Annotated in this window: 17 protein-coding genes and 1 pseudogene; 8 read left to right on the forward strand and 10 right to left on the reverse strand. The window is 49.2% G+C overall.

What is annotated here, in order from left to right; all coding sequences use genetic code 11:
• Positions 1 to 20: 20 nt before the first annotated feature.
• The 4 genes and pseudogenes from B067_RS21985 to B067_RS0118555 all read right to left on the reverse strand — a co-directional run.
• Positions 21 to 159, reverse strand: a pseudogene (locus B067_RS21985) (IS3 family transposase); the annotation flags it as partial.
• A 220-nt stretch (positions 160 to 379) separates the two neighbouring features.
• Positions 380 to 640, reverse strand: coding sequence for a hypothetical protein (locus B067_RS0118545; protein WP_019531597.1), 261 nt, complete (start codon positions 638 to 640; stop codon positions 380 to 382).
• 47 nt (positions 641 to 687) lie between these two features.
• Positions 688 to 1,248 carry a DUF4252 domain-containing protein gene (locus tag B067_RS0118550; RefSeq protein WP_019531598.1) on the reverse strand — a complete coding sequence of 187 codons (561 nt, stop codon included), beginning with the start codon at positions 1,246 to 1,248 and terminating at the stop codon, positions 688 to 690.
• Between the two features lie 140 nt (positions 1,249 to 1,388).
• Complete coding sequence (locus B067_RS0118555) at positions 1,389 to 2,984, reverse strand: ABC-F family ATPase (RefSeq protein WP_019531599.1); 1,596 nt, start codon at positions 2,982 to 2,984, stop codon at positions 1,389 to 1,391.
• Positions 2,985 to 3,216: 232 nt separating this feature from the next.
• On the opposite strand from B067_RS0118555, the gene B067_RS0118560 reads away from it, so the two are divergent.
• Both B067_RS0118560 and B067_RS0118565 read left to right on the forward strand, forming a co-directional pair.
• Positions 3,217 to 3,714, forward strand: coding sequence for a hypothetical protein (locus B067_RS0118560; protein ID WP_035802734.1), 498 nt, complete (start codon positions 3,217 to 3,219; stop codon positions 3,712 to 3,714).
• 113 nt (positions 3,715 to 3,827) lie between these two features.
• Positions 3,828 to 4,343 carry a peroxiredoxin gene (locus tag B067_RS0118565; protein ID WP_019531601.1) on the forward strand — a complete coding sequence of 172 codons (516 nt, stop codon included), beginning with the start codon at positions 3,828 to 3,830 and terminating at the stop codon, positions 4,341 to 4,343.
• Between the two features lie 58 nt (positions 4,344 to 4,401).
• Here the strand turns inward: B067_RS0118565 and B067_RS0118570 are convergent, their stop codons facing one another.
• Positions 4,402 to 4,743: a pentapeptide repeat-containing protein gene (locus B067_RS0118570; protein WP_019531602.1), complete on the reverse strand. Its 342-nt coding sequence runs from the start codon at positions 4,741 to 4,743 to the stop codon at positions 4,402 to 4,404.
• Positions 4,744 to 4,825: 82 nt separating this feature from the next.
• Here B067_RS0118570 and B067_RS0118575 point away from each other — a divergent pair, with 82 nt between their 5' ends.
• From B067_RS0118575 to B067_RS20995, 5 genes are all read left to right on the forward strand, one after another.
• Entirely contained in the window at positions 4,826 to 7,186 is a 2,361-nt protein-coding gene (locus B067_RS0118575; protein WP_019531603.1) for a DNA polymerase II, read from the forward strand.
• A gap of 15 nt (positions 7,187 to 7,201) precedes the next feature.
• The gene (locus B067_RS0118580; RefSeq protein WP_019531604.1) at positions 7,202 to 8,716 is read left to right on the forward strand and encodes an alkaline phosphatase family protein; all 1,515 of its coding nucleotides are present in this window, start codon (positions 7,202 to 7,204) and stop codon (positions 8,714 to 8,716) included.
• A gap of 185 nt (positions 8,717 to 8,901) precedes the next feature.
• Entirely contained in the window at positions 8,902 to 10,059 is a 1,158-nt protein-coding gene (locus tag B067_RS0118585; protein WP_019531605.1) for a DUF1570 domain-containing protein, read from the forward strand.
• Between the two features lie 68 nt (positions 10,060 to 10,127).
• Complete coding sequence (locus tag B067_RS0118590; protein WP_019531606.1) at positions 10,128 to 11,114, forward strand: NAD(P)H-dependent glycerol-3-phosphate dehydrogenase; 987 nt, start codon at positions 10,128 to 10,130, stop codon at positions 11,112 to 11,114.
• A gap of 127 nt (positions 11,115 to 11,241) precedes the next feature.
• Positions 11,242 to 11,769 (forward strand): aminoacyl-tRNA deacylase, encoded by a 528-nt coding sequence (locus B067_RS20995; protein ID WP_019531607.1) that lies wholly within the window; start codon positions 11,242 to 11,244, stop codon positions 11,767 to 11,769.
• Between the two features lie 22 nt (positions 11,770 to 11,791).
• On the opposite strand, the gene B067_RS0118600 is transcribed toward B067_RS20995, so the two are convergent.
• The gene (locus B067_RS0118600) at positions 11,792 to 12,199 is read right to left on the reverse strand and encodes an MAPEG family protein (RefSeq protein WP_169335593.1); all 408 of its coding nucleotides are present in this window, start codon (positions 12,197 to 12,199) and stop codon (positions 11,792 to 11,794) included.
• A gap of 144 nt (positions 12,200 to 12,343) precedes the next feature.
• A complete protein-coding gene (locus tag B067_RS0118605) occupies positions 12,344 to 13,315 on the reverse strand; it encodes a class 1 fructose-bisphosphatase (protein ID WP_019531609.1) in 972 nt (323 codons plus the stop codon).
• A 711-nt stretch (positions 13,316 to 14,026) separates the two neighbouring features.
• On the opposite strand from B067_RS0118605, the gene B067_RS0118610 reads away from it, so the two are divergent.
• Positions 14,027 to 14,512, forward strand: coding sequence for an MORN repeat-containing protein (locus B067_RS0118610; RefSeq protein WP_019531610.1), 486 nt, complete (start codon positions 14,027 to 14,029; stop codon positions 14,510 to 14,512).
• Positions 14,513 to 14,672: 160 nt separating this feature from the next.
• On the opposite strand, the gene B067_RS0118615 is transcribed toward B067_RS0118610, so the two are convergent.
• The 3 genes from B067_RS0118615 to B067_RS0118625 all read right to left on the reverse strand — a co-directional run bounded on the left by B067_RS0118615 (position 14,673) and on the right by B067_RS0118625 (position 16,444).
• Positions 14,673 to 15,035 carry a hypothetical protein gene (locus B067_RS0118615; protein ID WP_019531611.1) on the reverse strand — a complete coding sequence of 121 codons (363 nt, stop codon included), beginning with the start codon at positions 15,033 to 15,035 and terminating at the stop codon, positions 14,673 to 14,675.
• Positions 15,036 to 15,086: 51 nt separating this feature from the next.
• Positions 15,087 to 15,866 (reverse strand): SDR family oxidoreductase, encoded by a 780-nt coding sequence (locus tag B067_RS0118620; protein WP_019531612.1) that lies wholly within the window; start codon positions 15,864 to 15,866, stop codon positions 15,087 to 15,089.
• 185 nt (positions 15,867 to 16,051) lie between these two features.
• Positions 16,052 to 16,444 (reverse strand): acyl-CoA thioesterase, encoded by a 393-nt coding sequence (locus tag B067_RS0118625; protein ID WP_019531613.1) that lies wholly within the window; start codon positions 16,442 to 16,444, stop codon positions 16,052 to 16,054.
• Positions 16,445 to 16,503: the final 59 nt, after the last annotated feature.

Raw genomic sequence — 16,503 nt, forward strand, 5'->3', positions numbered from 1 at the left:
CCCGAAAAACTCTGTTCCTGTCAATCCAAGCCGGACACTTTTATTTGAGAGTTTTCAAAGTTCACTGGCGACTTATCGCCATTGCTCGAATGAAATATTTCCTGGTGGTAACCTCATATAAACCGCCACATCTTGCTTCATATATTCACGCGTAGGTTGTCATGCTTTAAGCGTTCGACAACGGCGTTGACGCTCCAGCGTCACCCATACTGAATAGAATAAAGGGGTCGTAACGAATATTTTTTAGACATCTGTTGTTTCGATCTAATGACCGTTGGGTGTTAACTATCTGCCAGATAGCTCAAATCTATTCTGGGCCTAAAAAATCAATGGACACTTGCTATGGGGCGTTTTGAGCTACTACACTTATTTCTGTAGGCTAAAACAGCGGATTTTCACCCTTCAACGCTTCTTTAGCCTTTTCTATATCCACAGCCTCTTTCGCTTTGCTTTTATCTACCGCGTCATAGGCTTTTTTGTAATCCACGCCATCGGTGCTCACGGCTGTTTTTAATTGCTCTGTATCGACAGACTCGTTGGCTTTTGTTTTATCCACGGATTCATTAAGTTTGCCGTAATCGATGGCAAAGCTAAGGCTGCTGCTGAATAGTAAAGCTAGGGCTAGGCTAAGAGTTTTCATGGTTCTATCCTTTGATACGTAAATAGCTTGTGGCCACAGTCTACCTTTTATTGGCCGTAGGGCAAACTAAGGTATTGATCGACATTATTGAGGTTGATGTTTAGCGACTGAATCACGCGGCTAACATTGGCGGGGTCTATTTCACCAACAATGTTTACAAAATAAGCTTCACCACCGGGTACGGTGCTGCTAATAGCCATCACTACTACACCGGCGATTTTGTCATTCTCGCTGCGGGTAAATACCCGCACCCTATCTTTATTTTCATTGATAGTGACTACGTTTTGCCATTGTTGTTTTTGCACGCTGTCGGTGACTTGGTTAAGCATGTCGTTGGCTTTGTCGTAATTATTGTTGAGGCTGTAAACGCGAGCGTTAACCTGCTCCAGTTTATTGAGCAGTATCGCCAGTTCGGCATCTTGCTGCTGGGCAAGCATACTGGCCATGCCTATTAAGGCTTTGTTTAAGTTGACTTCAACTTTGGCGTTGCCGTAGTGCTGGCTGAGCTGGGTAAAATCCATATAGCCGGCGGCGGGGGCTTGTGACAGGGCGACATTAGAAAACAGCAGCGCGCTGCATAGGGCTAAACAAGATAAGCGTAATGACATGGTACAGGCCTTGTGCGAGTGAGTAGCAAGCGCGGCGGCATTTAGTTGGGCTAAGTAAAGCTAAACTGAGCTAAATGCCGCCGCACCGGTGTAGCTATATAAGCATACTCAACGGGCCTGTGAATACTGTTATTTAAAGGCTAGCTATTACTTTCCTGCTTGGCCAAGTACTCTTCGTAATTACCTTGGAAATCTATCAGCTGCTGGCCTTTTATTTCTATTACGCGGGTAGCCAGTGACGATACAAACTCCCTATCGTGGCTCACAAATATCAAGGTGCCTTCGTAATTATCTAGGGCCAGGTTAAGGGATTCTATCGATTCCATATCCAAGTGGTTGGTAGGTTCATCCATTAACAGTACGTTGCAGTCTTGCATCATTAGCTTGCCGAATAGCAGGCGGTTTTTTTCACCACCAGAGCACACCCGTACTGCTTTTTTAGAGTCTTCAGCCGAAAATAATAAACGGCCCAAGGTGGCGCGCACAATTTGGTCGTCGTGGCTTTCGTTGCGCCACAACCCCATCCAATCAAACAAGTTGAGGTCGCTGTCAAAGTCGGCCGTGCTGTCTTGCGGGCAGTAACCTAGGGTGGCATTTTCGGCCCATTTAATGGTGCCGCCATTGGCGCTAAGTTGGCTCATTAAACAGCGCAAGAAGGTGGTTTTACCCACGCCGTTTTCGCCTATTACTGCCACCCGCGAGCCCGCCTCTATCATCATGCTAGCATTGTTAAACAGGGCGTCGCCCTCAAAGCCGTGGCTGAGGTTTTCTAAAATTAGGGCTTGGCGATGTAGCTTTTTCTCTTGGTTAAAGCGTATATACGGGCTGACGCGGCTAGAGGGTTTAATATCGTCTAGCTTGATTTTGTCGATTTGCTTAGCGCGCGAGGTGGCCTGCTTGGCTTTAGAGGCGTTGGCCGAGAAGCGGCTAACAAATTGTTGTAGCTCGGCAATTTGCGATTTCTTTTTGGCATTTTCCGATTGCAGCCTTTCCCGTGCTTGGGTGGAGGCAGTCATAAAGTCATCGTAGTTACCGGGGTATAAACGCAGCTCGCCGTAATCGATGTCGGCCATGTGGGTACATACCGAGTTTAAAAAGTGCCTATCGTGCGAGATGATAATCATGGTACTTTTGCGGTCGTTAAGCACCCCTTCCAGCCAGCGTATGGAGTTGATGTCCAAGTTGTTGGTGGGCTCGTCCAGTAGCAAAATATCCGGGTCAGAGAACAGTGCCTGCGCTAGTAATACCCGCAGCTTCCAGCCGGGGGCTACTTCGCTCATGGGGCCAAAGTGCAGGGCTTGGTCTATACCGGCGCCCATGAGTAATTCACCGGCGCGGCTTTCGGCGCTATAGCCGTCCATTTCGGCAAACTGTACTTCCAGCTCGGCCACCTGCATGCCTTCTGCCTCAGACATTTCCGGCAGGCTGTAAATGCGGTCGCGCTCGCGTTTTAGGTCCCATAGCTGGGTGTGGCCCATAATTACCGTGTCTATCACGCTGTGTTCTTCAAAGGCGAACTGATCCTGGTTTAGCCGGCCTATGCGCTCGTTAGGGGTGATAGAGACATTGCCCGAGCTGGGCACTAGGCTGCCATCCAAAATTTTCATAAAGGTGGACTTGCCGCAGCCGTTGGCGCCTATCAGGCCGTAGCGATTACCATCGCCAAACTTAACCGAGATATTTTCAAATAAAGGCTTGGGGCCAAACTGCATGGTGATATTAGCGGTGGTAATCAAGGGTAGAATCCTGGGCTGTAGACGTGAGAGATTTTCAGGGTGCGTACTATAAGGATTTGTGGGCCTCAGGTCGACCCGTGTTGGCTGTTTTTTATCCACTGTGGCGGTGTATTTATTGCGTATTTACCGCATATAGTCCGCTATGCTTGGCCTTGGTTTAGCGCTAGTATGATGGCCAGCACTGGCGGCGAGGCCGTTAGCAAGTATCAGTTTGGTGGTGGAAAGCAGTTTTATGAGAGGACTTTACAGTACGGTATTAGTGGTGTTATTGGCGCTAAGCCAGCTTTGTTGTGCCCAGACCGAGCCTGCTGAGCCGCAATCGCCGGGGGTTATCGAGCAGTTACTGGATTTTTTTGGCTTGGCCGAAGAGCCTGAGGAAGAGGTTAAGCCCGCCGATGCTAATGCCAGCGCTAAAGCCCAAGCTACATCTGAATCTAAACCTGAGTCATTGAGTCCCTCGGCGCAAGAGCAATTAAGCGATAATGCCGACGAGCTGCTGCCCATACACCCCCTAGACCTTAAGTTGCCCGAGGGCGGCAAGGCGGATGACACCGCCATAGGTGAGTTCAAGTCGCAATTACCTAATTTATTTGGCAAACCTGCCCAGCGTAAGCCCGAAGCCGGGCGTATTTCGGTGTCTGGCAAGCCGCTCTTAAAATTTGGTGAGACCTATACGGAAGCGCCGAAAGTGGAGGGGGCTGATATATCAATAGAAATGATAATAGACTAGTGATAGCCATCAACTATGAGATTGATTTATATAATTCATTTTCTCTATTGATTATAGGCGACTATGCTTAGTCCTGTTATCAAGGTTTCACTTACTGTAATAGAGGAAAGAACATGAGCCGCAGAGTCCCCGACGTCGTTTTTAAAACCCGTGTACGCGACGAAAGCATAGCCCACGAAAATCCCTTCCGCTGGGAAGATAAAACCACTGCAGATATTTTTGCCGGTAAAAACATTGTGGTAGTCGCCTTGCCTGGCGCGTTCACCCCTACCTGCTCTAGCACCCACTTGCCCGGCTACGAAGCCAAGTACGAAGAGTTAAAAGCCAAGGGTGTGGATGAGGTTTACTGCATTAGCGTAAACGATGCCTTTAGCATGTTTCAATGGTCTAAAAACCTAGGCATTACAAAGGTCAAAATGTTGCCTGATGGCAATGGTGATTTCACCCGCCTAATGGGCATGTTAGTGAAAAAACAAAACCTAGGTTTTGGTGATCGTTCATGGCGCTACTCTATGCATGTGGTAGATGGCGAAATAAAGCAGCAATTTGTAGAGCCCGGTATGATGGATAACTGCCCTGAAGATCCTTTCGGAGCAAGTGACGTCGATACTATGCTTAAGAGTCTTTAGTCGACAGTCTCTAGCATCTGATGGGTGCCGGCCTTAGTGCCGGTACCCCGTTGTATGGTTAATCGCTGTAGCGTACGCGAGTGCCGCGTTCCACACTCATGGTGATTTCAGCAACGCTGAGTTGTTTGGGAAAATAACAGCCAGAAATTTTGGCCTCACAAAAACTTGCCCCCTCCAAGTTGGTATTGCGAAAATCCACCCCTCTTAAATCGGCCCCCCGAAAATACGCATCACTAAAATCTAAGCCATCACACTCCATCTTACGTAAGTCCAAGCCGCGATAGTCGCCACTGGTTAGCTTGCTGCTATCTAAGCTGCTTTTTTTGCTATTAAAGGCGCTAATTTTTTCACTGCGTAATAATTGATACAGCGGATCTTGGTAGATAGTGGGTGTAGTCATTGCTTAATCCTAAGCTTATAAGTATTTATAGGTGCTTACAGTATAGAATAGATCTCTATGTCTGCAGTAAAGAGTTATAAGCGTGGCTGAGCAACAATTACAAGGCTTTATTCTTAGTCGCCATTGGCGCGATACTCGCCAGGGTATAGAGCTGCGTTTTTGGTTAGCCACTGCGCAGGGTGCTAAGCAGCTAATTTTTAGCGGCCAAGAGGCGGTGTTTTTTTTGCCCGTCGAGCAGTTGGATGCGGCTAGCGCCTTACTCAAGCCTTGGCGTAATTGGCATAGCAAAGCGGGGCAGTTGCGCAATTTTTCGATGCAGCCGGTGGTGGCGTTTTATTTTCAACAGCAAAGGGACATGCGCGCCGCCAGCGATTTGCTGTTGGCTAATGGCTACAGCCCTTTAGAGTGCGATATTAAACCCAGCGACCGTTTTTTAATGGAGCGTTTTATACGCGGCGGCGTAGCACTGCGCGGCCAGCCCCAGGGCGAAAGCTTAGTAAACCCCGAAATTAAAGCCTGCGATTATCGCCCCGCCTTAAAATGCCTATCCATAGACATAGAAACCGCCATGGAAGGGTTAAGCCTATACTCCATTTCAGCTTACGCCATGCAGGGCGAGCGCAGCATCAGCGTTACCTTTATGGTTAGCGATGAGCCGGTTAACGACACAGTGCAGCATTACCCCAACGAGCTATTAGTGTTACAAGCTTTTTTAGTTTGGCTGCAAGCCTACGACCCCGACATTATAATGGGTTGGAATGTGGTCAATTTTGACTGCTGGTTTTTAGCGCAGCTGTGCGAGCAATACCGTATCCCCTTTACTTTGGGGCGCGATGGAAGTGTACCTCACTGGCGTTTATTAGACGAAGAGGGCGGGCGCAGAGCCTGTGCAGTAGCCGGCAGGGTGATTATCGATGGCATAGAATTGCTTAAGGCAGCCACTTATCGATTTGAAAGTTTTGCCCTTAATGCTGTGGCCAAAGAAGTGTTGGGTGACGCCAAACTTATTCAAGGCCAGCACCGTGGCGACACCATCACCGAATTATTTCTGCACGATAAAGCCGCCTTAGCTTTATATAATGTGCACGACTGCAAGCTGGTGTGGGATATTTTTGTTCAGCTTCATCTTATGGAATTTGCCATTGCCCGCACCTGTTCTACCGGCCTGCCTTTAGATCGCATAGGCGGCTCGGTGGCGTCCTTTGATTTTCGCTACCTGCCCTTATTGCATAGGCAGGGTTTTGTTGCGCCCAATGGTCACTTAAACGATGAAGTAGAGGCCAGCCCCGGCGGCTTTGTGATGGAGTCACTGCCCGGCCTGTATGAGCATGTGTTGGTGTTGGATTTTAAAAGCCTATACCCCTCGATTATTCGCAGTTTTAAAATCGACCCCATGGGCATGGCCATAGGCCTACACAGTGAGCTAGACCAAAGCGAGTTAGTACCCGGCTTTAAAGGTGCATGGTTTGCCAAACAGCCCAGCATATTGCCCGATCTTATCGAAGAGTTGTGGGCCTGGCGCGACCAAGCCAAAGCCAGTGAGGATCAGCCGCTATCGCAGGCTATCAAAATCATTATGAATTCTTTTTACGGCGTGTTGGGTTCTGGCGGCTGTCGGTTTTTTGATCCGCGCCTAGCGACCTCCATCACCAAACGCGGCCATCAAATTATTCAACAAACCGCCGAGCACTTAGAGAAACAACTCGTGCAAGGGCAGCAGGGCAAAGTGATATACGGCGATACCGACTCGGTGTTTGTGTGGTTGCCGCAGGCGCAAAGCAATCAGCAGGCGCAGCTTATTGGTGCCGAGTTAGCCGTATTACTCAATCGTTGGTGGCAGCAGCGCTTGCAAAAAGAGTACGGTATTAGCTGCGCCTTAGAGATAGAGTTTGAAACCCACTTTCAAAAGTTTTTAATGCCCACCATGCGCGGCTCCGATCTGGGCAGTAAAAAGCGCTATGCGGGTGTGATAGAACGCGATGGTGAAAAAAAGCTTATCTTTAAAGGACTAGAAAACGTACGTACCGATTGGACGCCTCTGGCTAGGCAGTTACAAGAAACCATTTATCGCCAAGTATTTTTTGAGCAACCCTATCAACAAACCTTACATAACACCGTGGCACAATTACAAGCCGGCGAGTTGGATGCGCAACTGGTGTATCGCAAACGCCTACGCCGTAAGTTAAAAGACTATCAACGTAATATCCCGCCCCATGTGCAGGCCGCACAAAAGTTAGCGGCCCGTGGTGACGATGTTAGGCGCGGCGATTGGGTAGAATACGTGATTACCCTAAACGGGGCCGAGCCGGTAAAATACCAGCAGTCGCGTATAGACTACCAACACTATATTGATAAGCAGCTAGCGCCAGCGGTAGACAGTGTTCTCTATTTTTTAAGCGATAGCCTTGCCCAAGTAACCAGTCAGCAATTATCTATTTTTTAAGTCACAGGAGTGATGATGTATAAGCAAATGAGTGTCGGCTTAGCGGCGTTGTGGTTAAGCAGTGTGGCGGTGGCCGCAGAGTTAACCCCTTGGTATCAACAGGGCCAAGCGGCGTTACAACAGGCTATTGGCCAAACCGTCAATACCAGCCGGGCAAAAAACATTATTTTATTTGTTGGTGATGGTATGGGTGTGTCCACGGTTACCGCCGCCAGAATTTATCAAGGTCAGTTACAGGGCTTGGCTGGTGAACAGCATCGTTTGTTTTTTGAAACCCTGCCTTATACCGCCTTATCTAAAACCTATAACAGCAATCAACAAACCGCCGACTCGGCGGGCACCATGTCGGCGATGATGACTGGGGTAAAAACCAAGGCCGGTTTTATCGCCCTTAACGAGCGGCCGCAGCGGGGCGATTGCGTTGCTGCCTTAGCCAATCAACAAACAACTTTTTTAGAACAGGCCGAACAAGCTGGCATGGCTACCGGCGTGGTAACTACTGCGCGCATTACCCATGCCACGCCAGCGGCCACCTATGCCCACAGCCCCGAGCGTGGCTGGGAGAGTGATTTTGATATGCCCGCTGCGGCTAAGCAGCAAGGCTGTAAAGATATCGCCGCGCAATTGCTGGTCTTTGAGTTAGGTGACGGTATAGACGTAGTACTAGGAGGCGGCCGACGTAATTTTTTACCAGTTGCTAAGCCCGGTGTTGATAACAATACCTTTAACGGCGTGCGCCGCGATGGCCGCAATCTTATTAATGAATGGCAGGCCAAATATCCGCAAGGTAGTTACGTCACTAACCAGCAACAACTGCAGGCGCTAAACACCAGCAGTACAGCGCAGGTATTGGGCTTGTTCAGCGATTCGCATCTGCCTTACGCCCTCAGCCGTAACGCCGATAGCAGCGAACCGCGATTGGTGGATATGACTAGCAAAGCCATAGAGTTATTATCGCGCAATCAACAAGGTTATTTTTTAATGGTGGAAGGCGGCCGCATCGACCACGGCCACCACGGTAATAGCGCAAAAAAAGCCTTAACAGAAACCCTAGAGCTTGCCGAGGCCATAGAGCAGGCTTACCGCATGACCAGCGCCGAAGAAACCTTAATTATCGTCACCGCCGACCACAGCCATGTGCTAACCATGGCGGGCTACCCCACCAGAGGCAATCCCATATTAGGCAAGGTGGTGGTGAACGATGAGCAGGGCAACCCCATGCCCCAGCCCGACCTAGCGCTAGATGGCAAACCCTACACCACACTGGCCTACGCCAATGGCGAGGTGGCGATGAATAAAAAAACAATATTACCTAGAGAGAGTGTCAGTGCAGTCAATACCGAAGCTGATGATTATACGCAGCAGGCACTAGTACCTTTACTGTATGGCGAAAGCCACGGCGGCGAAGATGTGGCGATCTACGCCAGCGGCCCCTGGGCGCATTTGTTTCGCGGCGTGCAAGAGCAACACTACATCTACCACGTCATGCGCCACGCCGCGCAACTCGATAGCCGCAGTTCTAGCGAGTAAAGGCTAGGAGCTTTACAACTAGCAACTTTTAGTTAGCGACTCAAAACGCTAATGTTGTGGCGTATGCGCTGTTACTAAATATAGCTGCCCACTACCCATCCACTAAGGCGCAGGCACTTTGCTACAGGCCTGAACATGGTAAGCTAGCACGTACCTAAATTAGCCGTAGAAGAGCTGAATACCTCATGCTGAAATCCCTGCTGCGTATAGCCATAGTGCTAGCGTTAATCACCGTTGTGAGCTGGCCGTTTTTATCTGATGATCGCAAAAAATTATTGAGCGACATGGCCAGTGGCGAAATCAATTGGCAGCAATTGCAGTTGGTGAATCCCTTTACTGACAAAACCCTGGTTAGAGCAGGCCCTTTAGTGGGGCGTATTAATCAGCAAATAGGCAGCACGGATTTGGGTAAAGAGTTATTGGCAGGCTTACACGGCCCCCAGCAGTATCGCTGTGAGCCGGTAGCCACCCGCGATATACGCGACACCAGCGCCGCAAAAATATATCGCTGGCAAGATGAAAAAGGGCGCTGGCATTTTGGTGATGATAACCGCGCGGCCAGCCAGCAAGCCGAAGAAGTCGGTGATCGCTATCAATCCAAATATCAATATTTCACTCTGCGCTTATTGGGCGATGATAAACAGCTACCCGCTTTTAGCCGCGACAAAATCAGTGCCGAAACCAAGCAGATTTTCACCGTGCTCAGCGATGCGCTGGCGGTGGATTACCTCAGGCAAGTTGATTTAAATATACGCTTAGTCGCCAGCCAAAATGATTTTCAACAGCTGCGTGATCAGGTCGCCCCTAATTTACAAACCAATACCGGTTTTTATAGCACCGCCAATAACGAGGCAGTGATATGGCAGGCACCCGATAGCGAGTTTATGCACGGGGTGATACGCCATGAAGCTAGCCATGTGATTATGGCCGGCTTATACGGCTACCCGCCAGTGTGGGTGAACGAAGGTATAGCCGAATATTTTGAACTGCTTAGTGTACAAAGTAATGCTAAAACTATTAAGCCTAATAAAGCCTGGCTAGATCATCTGCGTCAGGGTGGCACTATGCCACTGCAGCAGTATTTACAGCTCTCGGCCAGTGATTGGTATGCCGGTGACCAACAGCAAATGTATGCCACGGCCTGGAGCTTAGTGTACTTTTTTATGGCACAGCCCGAGCGCAAACAGTTTTTTGCGACCATGCTGGCGACTATGGCTAAAAATAAATGTCAGTTGTTTGCCAGCGCCGATTATATGCAGGCACATTATGCGCAAGGTGTTGCGGGCTTACAGCGGGACTGGCAGCAGTGGTTACACACACGCGTCAATAAACACTACTATTAACACCGTTAATCAGCAATAAAACACAGGCCTATACGTAACGGTATGGGTTATGGCCATTAGGATAAAATATGAATGTCGTTATAGTGGGTTTGGGCAATTTAGGTTCAGCGGTAGCCACCGTATTAGCTAACAATGGTCACAGTGTTACCGCTTGGGAGTTTAATCAAGCGGTGGTGGATGAGGTTAACCTGCACCATAAAAACAGTGTCTACCAACCGGCAGTGGCTATGCCCAGTAGCATTGTTGTCACCAGTGATATGCAGCAGTTAAATATCGCGCAGGCGGATGCCATCATTATTACCCTACCTTCGCGTTTTATAGAGCAAGCTTTAACCCAGTTAGCGCCGCCAGAGTCTGTGCCTTTGGTGAATATGGCTAAGGGCATTAACCCCGATAATGGCGAAACAGTTTGCCAAAGTTTACAGCGCCTATTCCCTAAGCATGTGGTGGCGCAATTATCGGGGCCATCTATTGCCAATGAATTTGTCAGCGGCGTGGTCACCGGTTTTGTCGCCGCCAGCGATGCACGGCCACTGCAATTATGCCTAGCGTCACTGTTTAATAATCAGCATCTTAGCGTGCAATTTTGTGCTGATCGCTTAGGGGTAGAGTTGGGTGGTGTGTTTAAAAATTGCTACGCACTGGGCTTGGGCATAGTGAATCAACATGCCCGGGCAGGATTAAATTTTACCGGTGCCTATTTTACCCAGGCGCTGCAAGAGATGCGCACCTTGGCCGTCGCTATGGGCGCTAAGAGTGACACCTTTGATGGCATAGCCTGCCTAGGTGATTTAATTGCTACCGCATTAAGTGAAAGCAGCCACAACCGCAAAATGGGTGAGTTGCTGGCGCAGGGTTTAAGCTTGTCGCAGGTGGAGCAGCAGATGGGGGTGCTAGCCGAGGGCCATAAAACCTTATTGGCCATGTTGCCGCTGGCGCAGCGCCATGACGTCCCCATGCCGCTGGCGCAATTAATTGATGAGCTAATCAGCGATAAACTCAGCCTTGATGATTTTTTTAGCGGTTTCAACAACTTACTAAAGGCCCCTGAGTAAATGCATATACAACAGGTTTTCATATAAGCAATCGGTTCAAGAACCCCCTGTGCTCGCTAGGGCTTTTGGGTTAGATTCTTAAAGGTTAACTTGCATGTATCAATGAAATTTATCAGGGAGCGTATGTGTGCCAAGTAAATTATTGCTAGATTATTTGCAAAGAACAGGGGCGCAGTATCAACAGGTTCAACACCCTTTAACCTTTACCGCCGCGCAATTAGCAGAGTATGCCCACCTCAACGGCAGCAGCTTGGCTAAGGTGACTATGGTCAAATTAGACAATGAGCTAGCCATGGTGGTGTTGCCAGCCAGCCATACCGTGCATTGCGATTTGCTGGCTAACGCGCTGATGGTGGCAAAGGTTGAGGTGGCCAGTGAGAAAGACTTTGGCCACCGTTTTCCCCGTTGTGCTTTAGGCGCCATTCCCCCTTTTGGGCACTTATTTGGTGTGACAGCCTATATGATGCCTATCTTCGATGAGTATTCTTCTATCGCCTTCAACGCAGGCTCCCACACCGAAATGATTATTATGCCGTTTCGGGAGTATGAGCGTGTCGCCCATGTAGATACCGTACCCAGAGGGGTGGTGCCACCCAGCTGGTCAAATGTGTGTGAGCTGGGTAGCGTACATAGGCGCTTACTGCGCAGCCATTAACACCCTTGCTTAGGCAGGTGGCCTAGGCGGCGTTGAGGCCATAAAAAACAATAATCGCTATACCCGATAATGCCATCATCAGCCAAGTAAACAGCGTGCCCAACAAACGGGAGGTGCTGGAGTTAGCATTTTGACTTAGGCCTGTTGCGTGCAGGGCGCGGCCTACAAATAACAGCGCGCCCATGGCATGAGTCACTAGCGGCAACTGCCAGGTGTTTTCTAAGGTGATCAACAATAATAAAGCCAGCGGCACGTACTCCACCGCATTGGCGTGGCTGCGTATGGCCAGTTGCAAAAGCTGATGTTTACCATCCCCTATGCTGACCTTAAATTTCATCCGCAGCGCTGACACCCGCATGGCTAGGCTTAATACCAGCAGGGTGGTTAGGGCGATATACAGGCCGGAGATGGCGAGGCTTACCGTAGGCATAATCATTCCTTTTGTTGTTATTGTTTCTTGCGGATTGTAATTCTAGTGTTGTTTTTAGGGGGCCAGAGTTGGAGTTGGCTTGCTACCGGGCTGTTTGTAGCTGTTTAGCCCGGTAGGGTGTGCGTAGCAGGATTATAATAGCTGTTAGGGCTTTTGGTGGTAAGCCAAGCAGGCGTCCACTTCATTAGCTGCCCCTAAAATAACCGGCACACGCTGGTGTATATGTTCAGGTTGTATGTCCAGTATCGGGCCTTGGTCGGTATAGGCTTTGCCGCCGGCTTGCTCTATCAGCATGCCCATGGGGTTGGCTTCATACATTAGGCGCAGCTTACCGGCCTTTTCAGGCTCGCGCTGGTCCCAGGGGTAGGCAAACAAGCCGCCGCGGCACAGGATGCGGTGCACGTCGGCTACCATGGCGGCCACCCAGCGCATATTAAAGTTCTTACCCCGTGGGCCTTCCTGCCCGGCCAGTAAATCGCCCACATAGCTCTGCATAGGAGCGGCCCAGTGGCGCTGGTTGGACATGTTAATGGCAAACTCTTTGGTGTCGGTGTCCACCTTAACCTGCTCATCGGTAAGTAAGAATTCGCCTATGCGCTGATCCAGCGTATACATCTTCACACCGTTTCCGGTAGTGAGCACTAACATAACAGAGGGGCCATACAATACATAGCCTGCGGCAATTTGGTTGCGGCCGGGCTGCAAAAAGTCTTGGCTGCTAACGCTGCCGCCAGCGGTGGTTTCGTAGATGGAAAAAATGGTGCCCACCATGCTGTTAATGTCTATGTTGGAAGAGCCATCCAGCGGGTCGAAAGACACTAGGTAGTTACCCAGCTTGCTGCACTCAACAATATCCTCCTCTTCTTCTGAGGCCAGCGCGCGCACCACGCCACTGTCTAGCAAATAGTCTTTTAAAATATCGTTGGCAATCACATCCAGCTTTTTCTGGGTTTCACCTTGTACGTTCTCTGCGCCAGCTGACCCTAATATGCCCGCCATAGCCCCCTGCTGTAGTCGTGAGGCTATGTCTTTGCAAGCCACGGCTAGGCAGTTAATGAGTATGCTGAGGTCGGTAGAGCTGTGATCTAGGTGTAGTTGGCTGCTTAGGCTGCGCATGTTGGTATCCTTAACAATAGCTGCGAATGGGTCCGGGCGATGGGGGTGCAAGCAGGGGCTTGCCAATATTCAACCCACGAGTTGCGGCGCATTATGCCAAGTCGCTGTGTTGCTGTCAGCTTATAAAGCTGCCCTAAAAAAGATGCGTCAGTGTTTTTAGGGTGATAGAAATAGGTTTTTGTCCTTATACAGCTGATTATTTCGTATATTTTTTAGACTGTTTGGCTATGCATTTTTCTTGTTAATTGCTATTGGGGATTAAAAGAGGGCGTCATAACTTTGAGAAGCTTAAGAAAAGTGTTAGATGCACCTGCTAAGTCGTTGAATATCAATGATTTTATTTCTTTGTCATAACTTGCTAGTGGTGAGTAGTAGTTACTTTTTATAGGCTAAAAGCCTGTTTTGGCTGGTCGCTATATCACTAAGCATTGTTGGCTGATAACAGCTTGTCAATAAAATGGTTTTTTAGCGGGTATTGTTGGCTGCCGAGGTACGACTGGCGATATGTCGGCGCTAGTTATGAGCAAAAGAAGGGATGACGCAAGGGTGTCAAAATAATTATTACCTTTAAGTGGAAGGCGTAACTATTTTTGACACTTTTTCCTGCGTGAATCGCCATAGTCGTTGTGATGCCTCTCGCAGTGGGGCCTTGAACTCGTTCTCTGTATTGTCTAATTTATAAGCCGTGAGAATCATTTCGAGGATGGAAAGATGAAAAAAATAATATTTACGATGTGTTTAATGGCGTCGTTCGCTCACGGTTCGGATAACCCAGTGGATTACTGCAAAGTGGATTATGCAGAGAATGGTAGCGTTAAGGGAACGTATCGTGGGCAATGTGTCAATAATCAACCGCAGGGTGTAGGTGCGGTTGATTATTACAACGGCGACAAATTAGAAGGTAAGTTTAACAAAGGGCGTTTAGTAGGCGCGGCCACCTTAACTGCGGCGGTAGGCGATGTGTACAAAGGCCTGATTGTTAATGGTAAGCGTCAAGGCGAAGGTAGTTATCAGTGGGCCCGCGGTAGTAGCTATGTGGGTGAGTGGTCTGAGGATATGCGTCACGGCCAGGGGGTGTTTACCTGGAATAACGGTACCCGCTTTGAAGGTGAGTTTCGTGATAATAAACGGTATACCGGTAAATTGTATTCCAACAATGGCCGCATTGTTAAATGCCGCAGAGGTGTGTGTCGATAGACTTGTGTAAAAGAGTGTATTGAAAAGATTTGCTAGAGAGCAATAAGTCTCCCTGATCTCCTCCCCCGATGTTTGTGCTGGGGGAGGCTTTTTCTTTTGAAAAAAACCGCTAAGGCTTTAGCGGTTTTTTTATGTCTAATGGAAATATTTGGGTGGTTACTTATTGTTGCGATTGCCGGGTTTTGCGTTTAAAAATATGCGTCACCTCATTAAGTAAGCCCTGATCGCAAGTGCCATGATATTCCAGCCAATGCAGGCTGTTATTGGCTACTACTATGCTGCCCGAAATAATAAAACTGCCTGCGGGCACCACGATGCCAAAGGCCGCTAGGCAGGCTTTGGCGTCATCGCTGGGGCCGCCGTGGCATATATAACTGTGGCTAAGATTATTCGTGCTTAAGCTAAGCCGCCGGGTTTGCATGCTGCACTGCTCAGAGTAAGGCTGCTGGCCGGCTGTTTTGGGGGTGAAGATACAACCCGCTAATACCGGGAGTAAGCTGCTGATTAACACTGTGCGTAGCATGGTTTGTTGCCTCTACGATAACGGGCAGCTGCGTTAATAGGGTCTTTACTATTACAGCGTGCTGTTAATGGCGCCGCCATCCAGCAAAATATTTTGCCCCACAATAAAACCGGCATGTTGTGAGCATAAATACGCACAGCTGGCTCCAAACTCTTGCGCGGTGCCGTAGCGGCGAGAGGGTATGGTGGCGCAGCGTTGTTGCTTGGCGTCATCTACGGTGATGCTTTGCTTTTTGGCTGCCGCGCTATCTAATTCGACGGCTCTATCGGTGGCGTGTAAGCCCGGTAATAAATTGTTTATTGTTACACCGTGAGGGGCAACCTGGCGTGCAGTGCCGGCGACAAAGCCTGTAAGGCCGGCGCGGGCCGAGTTGGAAAGGCCTAGCACCGGAATAGGGGCCTTTACTGAGCCGCTGGTAATATTGATGATGCGGCCCCAGCCTTGGTTAATCATATGCGGTATCAGCGCCTGCATTAAGGCAATGGGGGTGAGCATGTTGGCATCAAGTGCTGCAATAAAATCATCGCGCTGCCAATCACTCCACATACCCGGCGGTGGCCCGCCGGCATTGGTCACTAAAATATCGATATCCGTGGCGGCGGCTAACACCGCGGTGCGGCCTTCGACTGTAGTAATATCAGCGGCTATGGCGATGACGTCGACACCGTAATGCTGGCGTATATGGGCAGCGGTGGCCTCCAGTGTTTCACTAGTGCGGCCGTTGATGATGAGATTAACCCCTTCGGCAGCCAGAGCCTCGGCGCAACCGCGGCCTAAACCCTTTGATGATGCGCAAACCAGCGCGCGCTTACCTTTAATACCTAAATCCATAGCACTACCTCTGCCTGTGATGTGTTTGCAACTGATCTTGCCAGTAGTAGCAAAGAATGTGAAGTGTAGAGCCCCGTACTTTGCTTAGCGTGATGATAGTGAGGCGCTGGTGACCTATGGGTGGTTGGCTGCTGCGTGTTTCGATGCGAGTCATACCGGCGAACGCCGGTGTCCAGTGATGTTGGTTAGCTGGCAGCTAGACATTCCTTAAACGGGTCACTCATTACTATGCCGTGGTTCTGTGGTTTCCCCTTTGTATCCAAGCAAACAAAAACCATTTTATCTACGCGAATGATCGTTTGTTTGTTTTCTTTGTTACGAACTTCACAACTAAGGGTAATGGAACTAGTGCCTAGCGAAACAACATCTAGGCCAAACTCAATAACATCGCCAAGATCACCGGGAGCAACGAAATTGATCTCCGAGATAAACTTGGTGACTATGCGTTTGCTGTGTAGCTGGCAAGCAGCATAAATAGCGGCTTCTTCATCTATCCAAGCGAGTAGCCTGCCACCAAAGAGTCGGTCTGCTGGGTTGAGGTCTTCATGTTTAACTAAGCGACGGCTAAAAAATTTCATCGGGATACTCCTGTAGGAACAATGGTATTTACCCCTATAGCAGATATCGCGCCATATTT

Source organism: Dasania marina DSM 21967 (assembly GCF_000373485.1).
In the GTDB taxonomy this organism is placed as follows: domain Bacteria; phylum Pseudomonadota; class Gammaproteobacteria; order Pseudomonadales; family Dasaniaceae; genus Dasania; species Dasania marina.